The sequence below is a fragment of the Methylobacterium sp. ARG-1 genome (genome assembly GCF_001262595.1).
In the GTDB taxonomy this organism is placed as follows: Bacteria; Pseudomonadota; Alphaproteobacteria; order Rhizobiales; family Beijerinckiaceae; genus Methylobacterium; species Methylobacterium brachiatum.
In genome coordinates this window covers 97,335-111,035 of record NZ_LHCD01000007.1, presented here as the reverse complement: position 1 = coordinate 111,035, position 13,701 = coordinate 97,335, and the positions used below count along the sequence as shown (strand labels likewise).

The following is a 13,701-nucleotide window of genomic DNA, read 5'->3' as shown; positions in this document are numbered from 1 at the left end:
GCAGGCAGAACGAGCGTGTCCACGCGGGTTCTCTGCCATGTCCTCCCCATCATTGCGCTCCCGACCATCGCGCCGGTATCGATACGGCCTCCTCGCCGTCATCACCCTGGCCGGGCTCGCCACCGTACCCACCGAGGGCGCGGACCGGCATCTCGAGCGCCCGAAGCCGCCGGTCCCGATGGCGAGCGCCGAGCGCTGGCGCCTGCGGCCCACCGAGGTGGCGGTGCCTGTCACCACCGGCAGCCTGCGCAGGCGCACCGCGACCGCGATCCCCGAGGATCGGCGCAACGTCCGCCTCGTCTACCCGGCCCTCGTCGAGCCGCGCTGACTTGGCGAAACCGTCGCGAGCCGGCACAGCGTCTGCATCGCCCTGAGCGGGCGTGGCCCGGGACGCGTACGGAGTTCGAGGATGGCGGAGGTTGTCGCGCTGGTCGGGTGCAAGGGCCCCGCCCAAGAGGCGGAGTATCTGCAGATCCTCTCGGCGGCGTTGCCCGGTGAGCGGCTCGTCCCGTTCCGCACCATGAACGAGGCCGAGCGCGCCCAGGCGCAGGTCGCGATCGTGGCAAATCCCGATCCCGCCGAGGTCGCCGCCCTGCCGGGCCTCGTCTGGGTGCAGAGCCTGTGGGCCGGCGTCGAAAAGCTCGTCGGCGCCTTCGACCGGCCGCTGCCGATCGTCCGTCTGGTCGACCGCGAGATGGCCCGCGCCATGGCCGAGGCGGTGCTGGCCTGGACCACCTACCTTCAGCGCGACATGCCGGCCTATGCCCGCCAGCAGCGCGACCGGGTCTGGAAGCCGCATCCCTATCGCAAGCCCGCCGACACGCATGTCGGCCTGCTCGGCCTCGGGGCGCTCGGCACTGCGGCGGCCGAGCGGCTGACCGGGGCGGGGTTCTCCGTCACCGGCTGGAGCCGGACGCCGAAGACCATCGCGGGGATCGAGACCGTCCACGGCGCGGACGGCCTCGCGCCGATGCTCGGGCACTGCGATATCCTCGTCTGCCTCGTGCCGCTCACCTCCGAGACCCGCGGCCTCGTGAATGCCGACCGGCTCGCGGCGCTCAAGCCCGGAGCGGCGCTGATCAACTTCGCCCGGGGCCCGATCGTGGTGACCGCTGACCTGATCGCGGCGCTCGATGCCGGCCACCTGTCGCATGCCGTGCTCGACGTGTTCGATGTCGAGCCTCTGCCGGCCGAGTCGCCGCTCTGGACCCATCCGGGCGTGACCGTGCTGCCGCACATCTCCGGCCCCACCGACATGGATTCGGCCGCCGCGACCGTGGCCGCCAACCTGCGGGAATACCGCAGCACCGGGCAGCCGCCGCAGGGCGTCGATGCCGGGCGGGGATATTAGGGCTCAAATCTGGTCGTCGGGAAACGAGCAGGGTCCGCATGCGACCGATGCCAGCCATGCCGACAGTGGTCTGAATGTCTTAAAAGCAGCCATTCTTCTGTCGTCCGGCAGTTTCGGCTTGGATTTGGGAGCGGACCTCGGTGAAGCGCCCCAAACCGGACGCTGTGCCACGCACCGGTCCTCACGGTGAGTGCGGATTGAGGCATCCGAGGAGGCGAGCCCGGGCTGCGTCGGTTGTTGCCCGACGGCTACGTTCGTGTCGCAACTCTGTGCCGCACGCACGGAAAGGTCATCTAATCCGCCCCGGCATGCAATAAAGGCCGATCCGACAACGGAGAGGCTTGGACTGCAGAATGACGACAGCTGGGCTTATCCGAGCGATCCAAATCTCTACGATTGCCGCTTCGGCCACCTACGGGTTGGTCGGCGGCCCCGCGCAGGCCGGCTCATCGGCACAACCTGGACAGACCGTGGGGCAAGCCCCGGGCGCGCCACTGCCGATCGGGCTTTACTTCATTGACACGTCCAGTTTCGGCTCGCGCGATATCACCCCACGCAGAACCGACTCGAGCGTCAACCTCCCGTCTTTCATCTGGGCGACACCGGCTGAGGTGATCGGCGGCCGGCTGCAACTCGTCGTGTTGCAGCCGATCACGGCTTCGAGCACGCGAGGCGCTGCGTACCAGAGCGGGTTCGGCCAGACGCTGCTCGCCGCGCAGGCGGCCTGGAAGCTCGGCAACAACCTCAATTTCAGCTACCTGCTCGGGGCGTACCTACCCAGCGAGACCAAGATCGTCATCCAAAACCCGGTTCTGCACCAGCGGTTCGCCATCACCTTCAATGGCGATGGCTGGAACCTGACAGGCAACTTCCTGTACGGCACTTTCTTCGATACGCGGTCGGCCAGCGGTACCTTTTACCCCGACTTCCTCAATCTCGACCTCACCGCCACCAAGCATTTCGGAAAGTGGGAAATCGGGCCGGTCGCCTTCGGATCGACCGACCTGCCGACCAACAATCCGTCCTATGCTCGGCAGGGCCAGTTCGCTGTGGGCGGCCTCGTGGGATACAACTTCGGTCCGGTCAATCTCCAGGCCTACGTCACGCGGGACGTCGTTCAACGCAACTACGCCGGCCTCGAGACCCGCGGCTGGTTGCGCGCCACGGTGCCCATCTACCAAGACAAGGGTGGGCCGCCGGAGCCGAGCCCCATCCTGCGCAAGTTCTGAAACCGCGTTGGATACGTATGATGATGTTGTGCGTCCTTCGTCGTGATGGATGCACGAACGTCCCTGGCATGATCCTGCATGTTTGAACGGATCGTATCGGCCGGAACTGAGGACCTTTCAAGCTTGGGGCGATCAAAAGCCTGCGGGTGACGCTGCACTCGGTCTCGTCATTAGGCCTGTTCAGTCGGGTACCGGGAAACAGACTTTTCCAAGGCCTGCCACGGGTCGTGACCGAGCGCGAAGACAACATCCGCATGCACGCATCGCCTTCGAGGTGAGGCCGCATCGATCCCCTAAGCCGCCGAGGCGACCGCCGGAGAGATCCGCTTGCGCGCCTTCTTGTCGGTGCTGCCGAGGAAAGCCTGGGCCTCCTCCTTGCGCTCAAACACGTGGGGGGCGACGCCGCGCTTGGTTAGCGCCTCCTCCATCTTCAGGCGCAGGAACGCGCTGGTGACGTAGCGGGTCGTGGTCGCGTAGTAATTCGCCTGGAGGTACTGGATCATCCCAGCATAATCGTCGATCAGGTTTTCGTTGAGCCGGAAGCCGTCGTGGTTGATCACGGCGTTGACCCGTTGGCCGGCTTTGCGGCAGGCCCCGACGATGGTCATGCGCAGCTCGTCCATGTCGCTCTTCACCCGGCAATACCAGCCTTCGAGGTTGATGAAGAGGATGTTGCGCTCGCCGTCGTAGCTGATGCGCGAGGCGAGATCGAGATTGAGCAGATCGGAGAGCAGCTCCATCGGCTCATCACGGAAGATGCGCGGGTCCATCGGGACCGGATTGCGCACCACCGGCTTGAAATCCATGTGAGCCAGGATGTCGCGCTCGATGTCGATGCCCGGCGCCACCTCGATCAGCTCCAGCCCGTCGGCGGTGAGCTGGAAGACGCAGCGCTCGGTGACGTAGAGGACCGGCTGCGCGCGCTCCACCGCGTAGGGCCCCGAGAAGGTGTTCTGCTGGACCTGCGTCACGAACTTGCGCGAGCGGCCCTCGCTCACGATCCGGACCACGCCGTCGTCGACGGCAATCTCCAGCCCGCCCGCCGTGAAGGTGCCGGCGAACACCACCGTGCGGGCGTTTTGCGAGATGTTGATGAAGCCGCCGCAGCCGTTGAGCTTGCCGCCGAACTTCGAGGTGTTCACGTTGCCGGCCGCGTCGCACTCGGCCATGCCGAGGCAGGTCATGTCGAGGCCGCCGCCGTCGTAGAAGTCGAACATCTGGTTCTGGTCGATGATGCAGTCGGCGTTGGTCGCCGCGCCGAAGCTCGAGCCGGAGGCCAGCACCCCGCCGACCGCACCGGCCTCGGTGGTGAGCGTGATGTAGGGGGTGATCTTCTCCTCGTTGGCGACCGAGGAGATGCCCTCCGGCGCACCGACCCCGAGATTGACCACGCCGTTCGGCGGCAGCTCGAAGGCGGCCCGGCGGGCGATGATCTTGCGCTCGTTGAGCGCCATCCGCTTGATGCCGGTGACGGGGACGCGGATCTCGCCGGCCAGTGCGGCGTCGTGCATGACGCCGTAATTCATCCGGTGCATCTCCGGCTCGGCGACCACCACGCAATCGACCAGGATGCCGGGAACGCGCACGTCCTTGGGCAGCAGGTAGCCGTCGTCGACGATGCGCTCGACCTGGGCGATGACGATGCCGCCGTTGTTGCGCGCCGCCATGGCCTGGGCGAGGCAATCGAGGGTCAGCGCCTCCTTCTCGTAGGAGAGGTTGCCCGATGGGTCGGCCGAGGTGGCGCGGATGAAGGCGACGTCGATCTTGGTGGCGGTGTAGAACAGCCACTCCTCGCCATCGACCTCCACCAGCTTGACGATATCCTCCGTGGTCAGGGTGTTGACCTTGGCGCCGCCGTGGCGCGGGTCGACATAGGTCTGCAGCCCCACCTTCGAAAACAGGCCGGGCTGGCCGGCGGCGCAGGCCCGGTAGAGCTGCGAGATCACCCCCTGGGGCAGGTTGTAGCCGCGGATCAGGTTGTTCTGCGCGGCCTGCGCCACCTTCGGCATGCGGCCGAAATTGGCGGCGATCACCCGCGAGAGCAGGCCGTCATGATGCAGGCGGCCGGTGCCGAGGCCTTTGCTGTCGCCCGCGCCCGCGGTCATGATCAGCGTCAGGCCGCGGGGCGATCCAGTCTCGACGAAGCGTTTCTCCAGGGCGGCGTGCAGCGCCTCCGGGATGCAGCTCTGGACGAAGCCCGTGGTGGTCACGACGTCGTTCACGCGGATCAGCGCGATCGCCTCGTCCGCCGTGATGACCTTGTTCTTCCTCATGAAGCCCACGATCCTCCCTCCAGCCCGGATGTCCGGCCGGCCTCGGCGCCGCCCGTCCCCGAACCTGTTATCGGCCGGCCGCCCGATGCTGGAATAATTCCAGCTGCCCGATCGGCGACGTTTCGCCTGTCATCGCGGGTGCGCTGCAGCAAAGATTTGCGGCATTGCAGTCAATGCAGGTCGGCTACACCATGCTAACGCATTATCAGCCGACAATGCTGCTGAAAAAGTCTTTGGCGTGAGGTCAGAAAAATTGCGCGGCCGCGCTGGATAAGGCCACCGCGTATTCGGCCCCCGTCGCCCACTGTCGAAACCGTGACAGCCGGTCCGTCTTTCGGCGTGAACCTCGGCGGCGAATCGCCGTTGATCGCCGGCCGTCGATCCCTGCATGCCCGCCGGGTGGCGGGCCGAGGCTATCGAAGACGATCCATGGGTTGGTCCCGCCGCATCCTCGTCACCGCCGGCCTCGCGACCGTCGCGGCTGGCGCCACGCTCGGCCTCGGCCGGTTCAGCTACGCGCCGATGCCGGATCGGGCGGATTTGCTCAACCCGGACCGCTACACGATCCAGACCGCCTTCGACGTCCTCGGGCGCCGGGTCTCGCGCGCGGAGGCGGATCGGCTGAACGCCACCGAGGCGGGCCGCAAGGAGCTCTCGGCGGCCAGCGGCGCGGTGGCGATCGATCCCGCCATGGTCGAGCGCGGACGGCAAGCCTTCTACCAGGAGACGTTCGGCAACGAGGTCTTCCTCACCGACGTGATGGGCATGCTCGACGGCGGGCTGACACCCACCGCGGTGGCGCTGGCGGTGGCCAAGCTCGGAGGGCAGGGCACCACCAACCTCCGGGTCGCCCTGGCCCGCGACGTCCGTATCGGTGAGCGGACCTACCGCACGGGTGAGCTGGTCCCGACCGGTCTCGACGTGCCGAAGGGCGGCGCCTTCATCATCAAGATCAAGACCTTCTCCGACCGCGGCCACCTGCGCATGGGCATCACCTGCGCCCTGTGCCACGCCGCGGTCGATCCCGGCACCGGCAAGGTCGTGGAGGGGGCGCCGAACACCGATCTCAATGCCGGGCTGCTGATGGCGCTGGCCAGGAATTCCTCCGCCTACTTCATGCATGCCAGCGTGCCGGAGGCCGATGCCAAGCCCGCCGCGGAGCCCGAGCATACCGGCTCCACCGGCACCGGGCCGGCCCTGCCGGACGCCGAGGCGGTCGAGGCAGCCACGAAAATTCAGGTCGCGAGCTGGCCGCCGGGCAGCTTCGATTCCTCCGCCGACCGGGTGACCAACCCGACATCGATCCCGTCGAGCTTCTCCGCGTACAGTGAGCCCTATAGCTGGAGCGGGCGCGAAGCGGTCGGGCCGTTCGCGGGCCTGTCCTCGCTCAACAACAACGTCCACGCCGCCAATTCTGACACGACCCAGCTCGCCGCCGCCGCGCCCTGGCTGTTCGGCATGGAGCCGGAGCGGTATCTCGGCATCGTCCTGCGCGGGGCGGCGACCGAATCCTTCCGGTACCGGCCCGGCGGGTCCTGGACGCCCTCGGAGGTGCTGCGCAGCGTCGACCCGACGCCGGCCGCGCCCGGGCTCAACAGCTACGCGGTGCTGCCGACCTATCCGGCCACCAACTACGTGACCGACAACGGCCTGTTCACCTCGGTGCCCGGGGAGCCGGTCAACCACGCCAACAACGCGATGTCGGCGTTCCAGAATCTGCTCCACCCGCCGGCCGCCAAGCGGGATCCGGACACGGTCCGGGCCGGACGCGCGGTGTTCGAGAAGGCCGGCTGCGGCGGCTGCCATTCCGGCCCGGCGCTCACCAACCACCGGATCATTCCGGCCGCGGAGATCGGCACCGAGCCGACCCGCGCCAGGGCCGGTGCCAGGATGGAGGCCCGCCTCTCGGCCCCCAGCCTGTTCGCCACCGACACGCCGTTCCCGCTGCCGGCCGACCCAGTCATCGTCCCGGTGCCGCTCTCGGGCGACAAGCTCGCCCAGGTCCAGCTCGCCTGGGGGCAGGGGGGAACCGAAGGCGGCTACAAGGTGCCGAACCTCGTGGGCCTGGCCTGGACGGCGCCCTACCTGCACGATTCCGGGGTCGCGGTCGGCCCCGATCCGGCGAACCAGCTTGGTGTTCCGGGGACGCTTGCGCGCGGCATCGCCCCCGATCCGTCGAATAGCCTGCGCAGCTTGGTCGACCGGGACCTGCGGGCCAAGGTCGTCGCTGCGAATAAATCCTCGGATACGGCGCGGATCGCGCGCGTTACCGGCGAGGGGCACGCCTACTGGGCGGATGCCGGCGCCGGCGTCTCGCGCCGGGACCAGGATGCGCTGATTGCCTACCTGCTGTCGATCGATACGCTGACCGAGCCGGCGGCGACGCCCTGATCACGACGGAACGGATCCCATGCCAAACACCCAACCGGTCTGGTTCATCACGGGCTGCTCCACGGGCTTCGGCCGGGAGCTCGCCAAGCTGGTCATCGCCCGGGGCTGGCGGGCGGTGGTGACGGCCCGCGACAGCGCCAAGGTCGCCGATCTGGCGGAGGGCGCGACCGACCGGGTCTTGGCCCTGGCGCTGGATGTGACGGATGCCGGCCAGATCGCCCAAGCGGTCACAGAGACGACGCAACGATTCGGGCGGATCGACGTGCTGGTGAACAATGCCGGCTACGGCTACCAGTCCTCGATCGAGGAGGGCGAGGAGGACAAGATCCGCGCCCAGTTCGATGCCAACGTGTTCGGCCTGTTCGCGCTGACCCGCGCCGTGCTGCCCCCGATGCGGGCCCAGCGCGCCGGCCATGTGCTCAACGTGACCTCAGTGGCCGGCTTTGTCGGCTTCCCGGCCTCCGGCTACTACGCGGCGACCAAGCACGCGGTAGAAGGTTTTTCCGATGCGCTGGCGGCCGAGGCCGGCCCGCTCGGCATCAAGGTCACCTGCATCGAGCCGGGCCCGTTCCGGACCGACTGGGCCGGCCGGTCCCTGATCCAGACGCCCAGCACCATCCCCGACTACGCCGAGACCGCGGGCGCCCGCCTCAAGGCGACGGCTGAGAAGAGCGGCACCCAGGCCGGCGATCCGGTCCGCGCCGGCGAGGCGATGATCCGGGTGACCGAACTCGCCAACCCGCCGCGCCACCTCGTGCTTGGCGCCTGGGGTTACGAGGCGGTCACGAGCCGGCTGAAGCAGCGCCTGACCGAGATCGAGGCCTGGCGCGAGACCAGCCTGGGGGCGGATTACCCGGAAGGGTGAGCTCGCCGCGACCGCATCATTGCAGTTGTCGGAGGATCGATACGGCTTCAGAACGGATCGCTCGTCCCGAGCCGTCATCGCGCGCAGCGAAGCGACCCAGGGCAGCGCGCGATTCGTGAACCTGGCGCGTCCCTAGGTTGCTTCGCTGCGCTCGCAATGACGGTGAAGGCCGTGACACGGGCCTATGAAGACCACATCCGCCGCGGCGGCCCCCCGGTGCTCGCGCCGCCGGCTCGGTGAAAGGCCGACGACAGGCCCCTCAGATCACCGCCTCGATCAGCCCCCGCCGCTTCGCCTCTTGCGCTTCGAGATACCAATTTGCGGGCGCCTTCTCCAAGACCTCATCAAGGCTCACATCCGAGCCCCGGATGAGGTTCGCAAAGCCTTCGTTCTGGATCAGGATCGAGCACTCGATCTCGTGCAGGGTCGCCTTCACGGAGGCGATACAGGTGGTCAGCGGGCCCTGGACCTGGAGCTGCTTGTTCATCTTGCGCTCGTGGATCATCAGCCGGGTGCCCCGGGTGAGGTAGCGGTTCGGCTGGGCGAAGAAGCTCATGAAGGTGGTGCCGGCCGAGTAGATCGCGGCCTTGCCGAGGAAGACGAAGCGGCGCTCCGGACTCGTCTCGGTGTGGTAGCGGATGTCCTCGCCCATCATCCGGGCGACCTCCGGGTCGCCGCCCAGCGTCGAGAGCTCGATCACGACGAGGTCGCGCTCGCCGGCCGCGGCGAATTGGCGGCGGAACTCCTTGTACATGTCGTAATCGACCGAGCCCGAAAGCAGCACGGCCGGGCTGCGGAACGCGGTCGGGTCGAGAGGCGTGGTGTCCATGGCGGTCCTGGTCGTTGCGCCGGCCCGCGCCGGAAGACGGGAGCGGGCCGGGGGAGATCAGCGGACCGGGTCTGGCGCGCCCTGGCCCTTGCCGACGAACGGGATGCCCTCGATCGGGCATTCCTCGGTGCCGACGCTCTGCCGGGTAATGGCCCGAACGGCGTCGCGGGTTCCGTCGGGATCCTCGATCCAGCGCCGGTAGAAGTCGTAGGGGCATTCCGACATCCCGTGCCGGTTCTCCTTCGAGTTGATCATGCCGGTATAGCCGCGGTGCAGCAACTTGAAGAGGTGGTTCTCGGACTGGCCGTGGGCGCGGAAATCCCGGATCAGGAACTTCGACAGGGCCGCGTACTGGATGCCCATTTCCTCTTCGCCGCATTCGCCGAGCGTCCGGCCGTCGAAGCCGATGATCGCGGAATGGCCGAAATAGGTGTAGACGCCGTCGAACCCGGCAGCGTTCGACACGGCCACGTAGGTGTTGTTGGCGAAGGCCATCGCCTTCGAGATGACGATCTGCTGTTCTTTGGCCGGGTACATGTAGCCCTGGCAGCGGATGATCAGCTCGGCGCCCCGCATGGCGCAGTCGCGCCAGATCTCGGGGTAATTGCCGTCGTCGCAGATGATCAGGCTGATCTTCAGGCCCTTCGGCCCGTCCGAGACGTAGGTCCGGTCGCCGGGATACCAGCCCTCGATCGGCGTCCAGGGCATGATCTTGCGGTATTTCTGAACGATCTCGCCCTGGTCGTTCATCAGGATCAGGGTGTTGTACGGCGCCTTGTTCGGGTGCTCCTCGTGGCGCTCGCCGGTGAGGGAGAACACACCCCAGACCTTGGCCTCCCGGCAGGCGGCGGCGAACACCTCGGTCTCCGCGCCCGGCACCGAGGAGGCGGTCTCGTACATCTCGGCGGCGTCGTACATGATGCCGTGGGTCGAGTATTCGGGAAAGATTACTAGGTCGAGGCCGGGCAGGCCGGTCTTCATGCCGATGATCATCTTGCCGATCGCCTTGGCGTTCTCCAGCACCTCGGCGCGGGTGTGAAGACGCGGCATCTTGTAGTTCACGACGGCGACGCCGACGCTGTCCTGGCTGGACGAGATGTCTCCGTGCATCATGGCGTGATGTCCTCCTGACCGTGTTCGTCCCTCGGATGTGCGCGGCTCAGTGGCTGATCATCCAGGGCCTTGCCTTCGGGAAGCTCTTGGCGGCGGCCGGGGCGGCGGTCGCCTTCTTGGGTGAGCAGCAGCCGCAGCCGGCCCCGTGACTGCCCGAGCGCCGCGGCGCATGACGGCTGCGCTCGTTGGTGGCGTGGGCGGTCCTGAGGCCCGCATCCATGCCGGCGATGCGCGGCGCGGTGAGGAAGGCGCGCTGGCTCGTGCCGCCGCAATCCGGGCAGGCATGCGGCTCGCGGAACTCCGCCATCGGCCGCATCACCGTGAACGGCCCGCAGGCCTCGCAGGCGTAGTCGTAGACGGGCATGGGGTGCTTTCAGAAAGGCTGCCGGATCAGACCTTTGTCGGGTCAAGCGCGGGTTCCCTCTCCCGTGCGGGAGAGGGACAGGGTGAGGGATGCGACCTCTCCGGAAAGACCGGGTCCCTCACCCCAACCCCCGCCCGCACGGGAGAGGGGGCAGGTCGCGTCCGGAGAGCACGAAGTGGCCACCGGACGGCCGGACGATCAGAGATCCGGCGAGAGCGGCATCTGGATCGAGCCGTCGAGGAACTTGGTCGGTCCGTCGGCCCCTGGATTGATGTCGAACTCGAAGATCTTGGTGGGAATCCACAGGGTCGCGCAGGCGTTCGGGATGTCGACGACGCCCGAGATGTGGCCCTGGACCGGCGCCGTGCCGAGGATCGAGTAGGCCTGCGCGCCCGAATAGCCGAATTTCTTCAGGTACTCGATCGCGTTGAGGCAGGCCTGGCGGTAGGCGATGTGCACGTCGAGATAATGCTGGCCGCCGTGCTCGTCGACCGAGATGCCCTCGAAGATCAGGTGATCGTCGAACTTGGGCGTGATCGGCGACGGCTTGAAGATCGGGTTCTTGATCCCGTACTTTGCCATGCCGTCCTTGATCAGCTCGACCTTGAGATGCACCCAGCCGGCCATCTCGATGGCGCCGCAGAAGGTGATCTCGCCGTCGCCTTGGCTGAAATGCAGGTCGCCCATCGAGAGGCCGGCGCCGGGCACGTAGACCGGGAAGTAGATCTTGGAGCCGCGGGACAGATCCTTGATGTCGCAATTGCCGCCGTGCTCGCGGGGCGGGACCGTGCGGGCGCCCGTGGCGGCGGCCGCGTCCTTCGCGTCGCCCTTCAGGCGGCCCATATGGGCGGTCGGCCCGAAAGGCAGCGTGGCCAGCGCCGGCACGCGCTCCGGGTTTGTGTCGTAGAGCGCCTTCTCGCGGGTGTTCCAGGTCTCCAGCATCTTGGGATCGGGCAGGCAGCCGATCAGGCCGGGATGGATCAGGCCGGGGAAGCGCACGCCGGGCACGTGGCGGGATTTCGTGAACATGCCCTCGAAGTCCCAGATCGACTTCTGGGCCTGGGGGAAGTGCTCGTCGAGGAAGCCGCCGCCGTTCTTCTTGGAGAAGAAACCGTTGAAGCCCCACTGGCTCTCGGGCTTGGCGCCGATATCGAGCAGGTCGACCACCAGCAGGTCGCCGGGCTCGGCACCCTCGACCCCGATCGGGCCGGACAGGAAGTGCACGATCGACAGGTCGATGTCGCGCACGTCGTCGGCGGAATCGTTGTTCTTGATGAAGCCGCCGGTCCAGTCGTAGGTCTCGACGATGAAGTCGGCGCCCGGCTTCACGTAGGCGACCATCGGGATGTCGGGGTGCCAGCGATTGTGCACCATGTCGTTGTCGTAGGCCGATTGCGTGAGATCGACCTTGATCAGCGTCTCGGGCATATTCTGTCTCCAGCTCCCTAGAACCATGGGGCGGACCCCATCCGCGCGCCGTTGCGCGAACCTCACCCGCTCGCGAGCAGCTCTTTCAGCGCGTCGTCGAGAACCTTGATGTCGTCCGGGCTGGTGCCGGGTCCGCCCGCGAAGTGGCCCCACCACGTGTCGATCACGCGCAGCTCCGCGTTCGGCATGGCGGCCGCCTCGATGGCGTTGTCCTCGGGCGGAAAATACAGGTCGGTCGAGGCGGGCATCAGGATCGCCTTCGCCCGGATGGCGCCGAGCGCGGCCTTGAAGTCGCCCTTGAAGGTGTCGTTGGCGCTGATGTCGCCGTGCTGCCACGTCCACAGCATGGCGAGCAGGTTGTTGGCGTCGCGCTCGTAGAACAGGCCCTCCCAGAACCCGATCAGGAAGTCCTCCAGGGAGGCGTAGCCCATGTGGGTGATGTCGGCTTCGAGCCGATAGAACGTCTGCGACAGGCCCCAGCCGGCATAGACCCGGCCGAAGGCGCGCAGGCCCCGGGTCGGCGGGCTCGTGTACCAGCCCTCCGCCCAGGCAGCGTCGGCCTGGAGCGCCGCCTTGGCGCCCTCCAGGAAGACGTAGTTGTGCCGGGAGCACTTGGCCGAGCCCTGAAACGGCAGGATCTTCGGCACCATGTCGGGGTACATCGACGCCCAGTGATAGGTCTGGAGCGCGCCCATCGACCAACCGGTGACCAGAACCAGATTCTCGATGCCGAAATGCTCGGTGACGAGGCGGTGCTGGGCGCGGACGTTGTCGTAGGCGGTGACGTTGGGGAAGCGCGGCCCATTCCAGGGCGCGGGCGTGTTGCTCGGCGAGGACGAGAGCCCGTTGCCGAACATGTTCGGGATGATGATGAAGTACTTGTCCGGATCGAGTGCCTTGCCCGGGCCGATCAGCCACTCGTTCTCGGTGTGCTGGCCCGAGTACCAGGTCGGGTAGACGATGGCGTTGTCCTTGGCGGGGCTCAGCGTCCCGAAGGTCTTGTAGGCGAGCTTGGCCGCGCGCAGCGTCTTGCCGCACTGGAGTACGAAGTCGCCGAGTTCGAAGATCTCGTGATCGGCCATGCTGTGCCCCTAGACCGACAGGAACCGGGCGACGGCGGCCTCGTCGATCCCGTCGCGCGGGGCCTCGTGGACGATGGCGCCGTTCTCCAGCACGATCACCCGGTCGGCGACGTCGAGGGCGAAGCTCAGGACCTGCTCGGACACGACGATCGAGAGGCCGCGCTGGTCGCGGATCGCCTTCAGCGTCCGGCCCATCTCGCGGATGATCGAGGGCTGGATGCCCTCGGTGGGCTCGTCGAGGAGCAGGACCTTCGGCCGGCTCGCCAGCGCCCGGGCGATGGCGAGCTGCTGCTGCTGCCCGCCCGAGAGATTGCCGCCGCGCCGTCCCTTCATCTCCAGCAGGACCGGAAACATATCGTAGAGGTCCTGCGGCACCTTGCGGGTGCCCGTGACCGTCAGGCCGGTCTCGATGTTCTCCTGGACCGTCATGGTCGAGAAGATCATGCGGCCCTGCGGCACGTAGGCGAGGCCCTTGGCGACCCGAGCGTGGCTCTTGAGCCCAGCGACGTCCGCGCCCTCGACTTGGATCGACCCGGCCTTGACCGGCACGAGGCCCATCAGGGTCTTCATGAGCGTGGTCTTGCCCATGCCGTTGCGGCCCATAACGGCGACGATCTCGCCGGGGGCCACCGAGAAGGTCAGCCCGTGCAGGACCTCGCTCTGGCCGTAGGCGGCGTGCAGGTCCTCGACGGCGAGCGCCGGAGTCGCTGATGGGATTGTGGCGAGGGGCGGCGCCTGGACCAGGGGCGGATGCGCGGTCTGGAGCGAGGCCATCG

General features: G+C 67.5%; 12 protein-coding genes. 5 read left to right on the top strand and 7 right to left on the bottom strand.

All coding sequences use genetic code 11. The features are described from left to right. The first annotated feature begins 37 nt into the window (after positions 1 to 37). The 3 genes from AKJ13_RS09840 to AKJ13_RS09830 all read left to right on the top strand — a co-directional run bounded on the left by AKJ13_RS09840 (position 38) and on the right by AKJ13_RS09830 (position 2,580). A complete protein-coding gene (locus AKJ13_RS09840) occupies positions 38 to 328 on the top strand; it encodes a hypothetical protein (RefSeq protein ID WP_244471567.1) in 291 nt (96 codons plus the stop codon). 81 nt (positions 329 to 409) lie between these two features. Then, positions 410 to 1,351 (top strand): glyoxylate/hydroxypyruvate reductase A, encoded by a 942-nt coding sequence (locus tag AKJ13_RS09835; RefSeq protein ID WP_050733166.1) that lies wholly within the window; start codon positions 410 to 412, stop codon positions 1,349 to 1,351. Positions 1,352 to 1,704: 353 nt separating this feature from the next. Then, positions 1,705 to 2,580, top strand: coding sequence for a transporter (locus AKJ13_RS09830; protein WP_050733165.1), 876 nt, complete (start codon positions 1,705 to 1,707; stop codon positions 2,578 to 2,580). Positions 2,581 to 2,873: 293 nt separating this feature from the next. Here AKJ13_RS09830 and AKJ13_RS09825 read toward each other — a convergent pair whose 3' ends face one another. Beyond that, positions 2,874 to 4,853, bottom strand: coding sequence for a malonate decarboxylase subunit alpha (locus AKJ13_RS09825; RefSeq protein ID WP_050733164.1), 1,980 nt, complete (start codon positions 4,851 to 4,853; stop codon positions 2,874 to 2,876). Between the two features lie 429 nt (positions 4,854 to 5,282). Between AKJ13_RS09825 and AKJ13_RS09820 the strand changes: the two genes are divergently transcribed. Both AKJ13_RS09820 and AKJ13_RS09815 read left to right on the top strand, forming a co-directional pair. Further along, entirely contained in the window at positions 5,283 to 7,244 is a 1,962-nt protein-coding gene (locus tag AKJ13_RS09820; RefSeq protein ID WP_050733163.1) for a hypothetical protein, read from the top strand. Between the two features lie 19 nt (positions 7,245 to 7,263). Continuing rightward, complete coding sequence (locus AKJ13_RS09815) at positions 7,264 to 8,109, top strand: oxidoreductase (protein ID WP_050733162.1); 846 nt, start codon at positions 7,264 to 7,266, stop codon at positions 8,107 to 8,109. Between the two features lie 259 nt (positions 8,110 to 8,368). On the opposite strand, the gene AKJ13_RS09810 is transcribed toward AKJ13_RS09815, so the two are convergent. The 6 genes from AKJ13_RS09810 to urtE all read right to left on the bottom strand — a co-directional run bounded on the left by AKJ13_RS09810 (position 8,369) and on the right by urtE (position 13,699). Next, positions 8,369 to 8,938: an ATP-dependent Clp protease proteolytic subunit gene (locus AKJ13_RS09810; protein ID WP_050733161.1), complete on the bottom strand. Its 570-nt coding sequence runs from the start codon at positions 8,936 to 8,938 to the stop codon at positions 8,369 to 8,371. A 57-nt stretch (positions 8,939 to 8,995) separates the two neighbouring features. Next, positions 8,996 to 10,051, bottom strand: coding sequence for an aliphatic amidase (locus AKJ13_RS09805; protein ID WP_050733160.1), 1,056 nt, complete (start codon positions 10,049 to 10,051; stop codon positions 8,996 to 8,998). A gap of 46 nt (positions 10,052 to 10,097) precedes the next feature. Then, positions 10,098 to 10,415, bottom strand: a complete 318-nt coding sequence (locus AKJ13_RS09800) for a zinc ribbon domain-containing protein (protein ID WP_050733159.1) — start codon at positions 10,413 to 10,415, stop codon at positions 10,098 to 10,100. A 198-nt stretch (positions 10,416 to 10,613) separates the two neighbouring features. Beyond that, positions 10,614 to 11,843 carry a formamidase gene (fmdA, locus tag AKJ13_RS09795; RefSeq protein ID WP_050733158.1) on the bottom strand — a complete coding sequence of 410 codons (1,230 nt, stop codon included), beginning with the start codon at positions 11,841 to 11,843 and terminating at the stop codon, positions 10,614 to 10,616. Between the two features lie 62 nt (positions 11,844 to 11,905). Further along, positions 11,906 to 12,925, bottom strand: a complete 1,020-nt coding sequence (locus AKJ13_RS09790) for an alpha/beta fold hydrolase (RefSeq protein WP_050733157.1) — start codon at positions 12,923 to 12,925, stop codon at positions 11,906 to 11,908. Between the two features lie 9 nt (positions 12,926 to 12,934). After that, a complete protein-coding gene (urtE, locus tag AKJ13_RS09785; RefSeq protein WP_082316904.1) occupies positions 12,935 to 13,699 on the bottom strand; it encodes an urea ABC transporter ATP-binding subunit UrtE in 765 nt (254 codons plus the stop codon). Between the last annotated feature and the right edge of the window lie 2 nt (positions 13,700 to 13,701).

Coding starts and splice junctions, on each gene's coding strand:
- AKJ13_RS09820 (WP_050733163.1), top strand. CDS start 5,283: ATGGGTTGGTCCCGCCGCATCCTCGTCACCGCCGGCCTCGCGACCGTC.
- AKJ13_RS09805 (WP_050733160.1), bottom strand. CDS start 10,051: ATGATGCACGGAGACATCTCGTCCAGCCAGGACAGCGTCGGCGTCGCC.
- AKJ13_RS09825 (WP_050733164.1), bottom strand. CDS start 4,853: ATGAGGAAGAACAAGGTCATCACGGCGGACGAGGCGATCGCGCTGATC.
- fmdA (WP_050733158.1), bottom strand. CDS start 11,843: ATGCCCGAGACGCTGATCAAGGTCGATCTCACGCAATCGGCCTACGAC.
- AKJ13_RS09810 (WP_050733161.1), bottom strand. CDS start 8,938: ATGGACACCACGCCTCTCGACCCGACCGCGTTCCGCAGCCCGGCCGTG.
- AKJ13_RS09830 (WP_050733165.1), top strand. CDS start 1,705: ATGACGACAGCTGGGCTTATCCGAGCGATCCAAATCTCTACGATTGCC.
- AKJ13_RS09840 (WP_244471567.1), top strand. CDS start 38: ATGTCCTCCCCATCATTGCGCTCCCGACCATCGCGCCGGTATCGATAC.
- AKJ13_RS09800 (WP_050733159.1), bottom strand. CDS start 10,415: ATGCCCGTCTACGACTACGCCTGCGAGGCCTGCGGGCCGTTCACGGTG.
- urtE (WP_082316904.1), bottom strand. CDS start 13,699: ATGGCCTCGCTCCAGACCGCGCATCCGCCCCTGGTCCAGGCGCCGCCC.
- AKJ13_RS09790 (WP_050733157.1), bottom strand. CDS start 12,925: ATGGCCGATCACGAGATCTTCGAACTCGGCGACTTCGTACTCCAGTGC.
- AKJ13_RS09815 (WP_050733162.1), top strand. CDS start 7,264: ATGCCAAACACCCAACCGGTCTGGTTCATCACGGGCTGCTCCACGGGC.
- AKJ13_RS09835 (WP_050733166.1), top strand. CDS start 410: ATGGCGGAGGTTGTCGCGCTGGTCGGGTGCAAGGGCCCCGCCCAAGAG.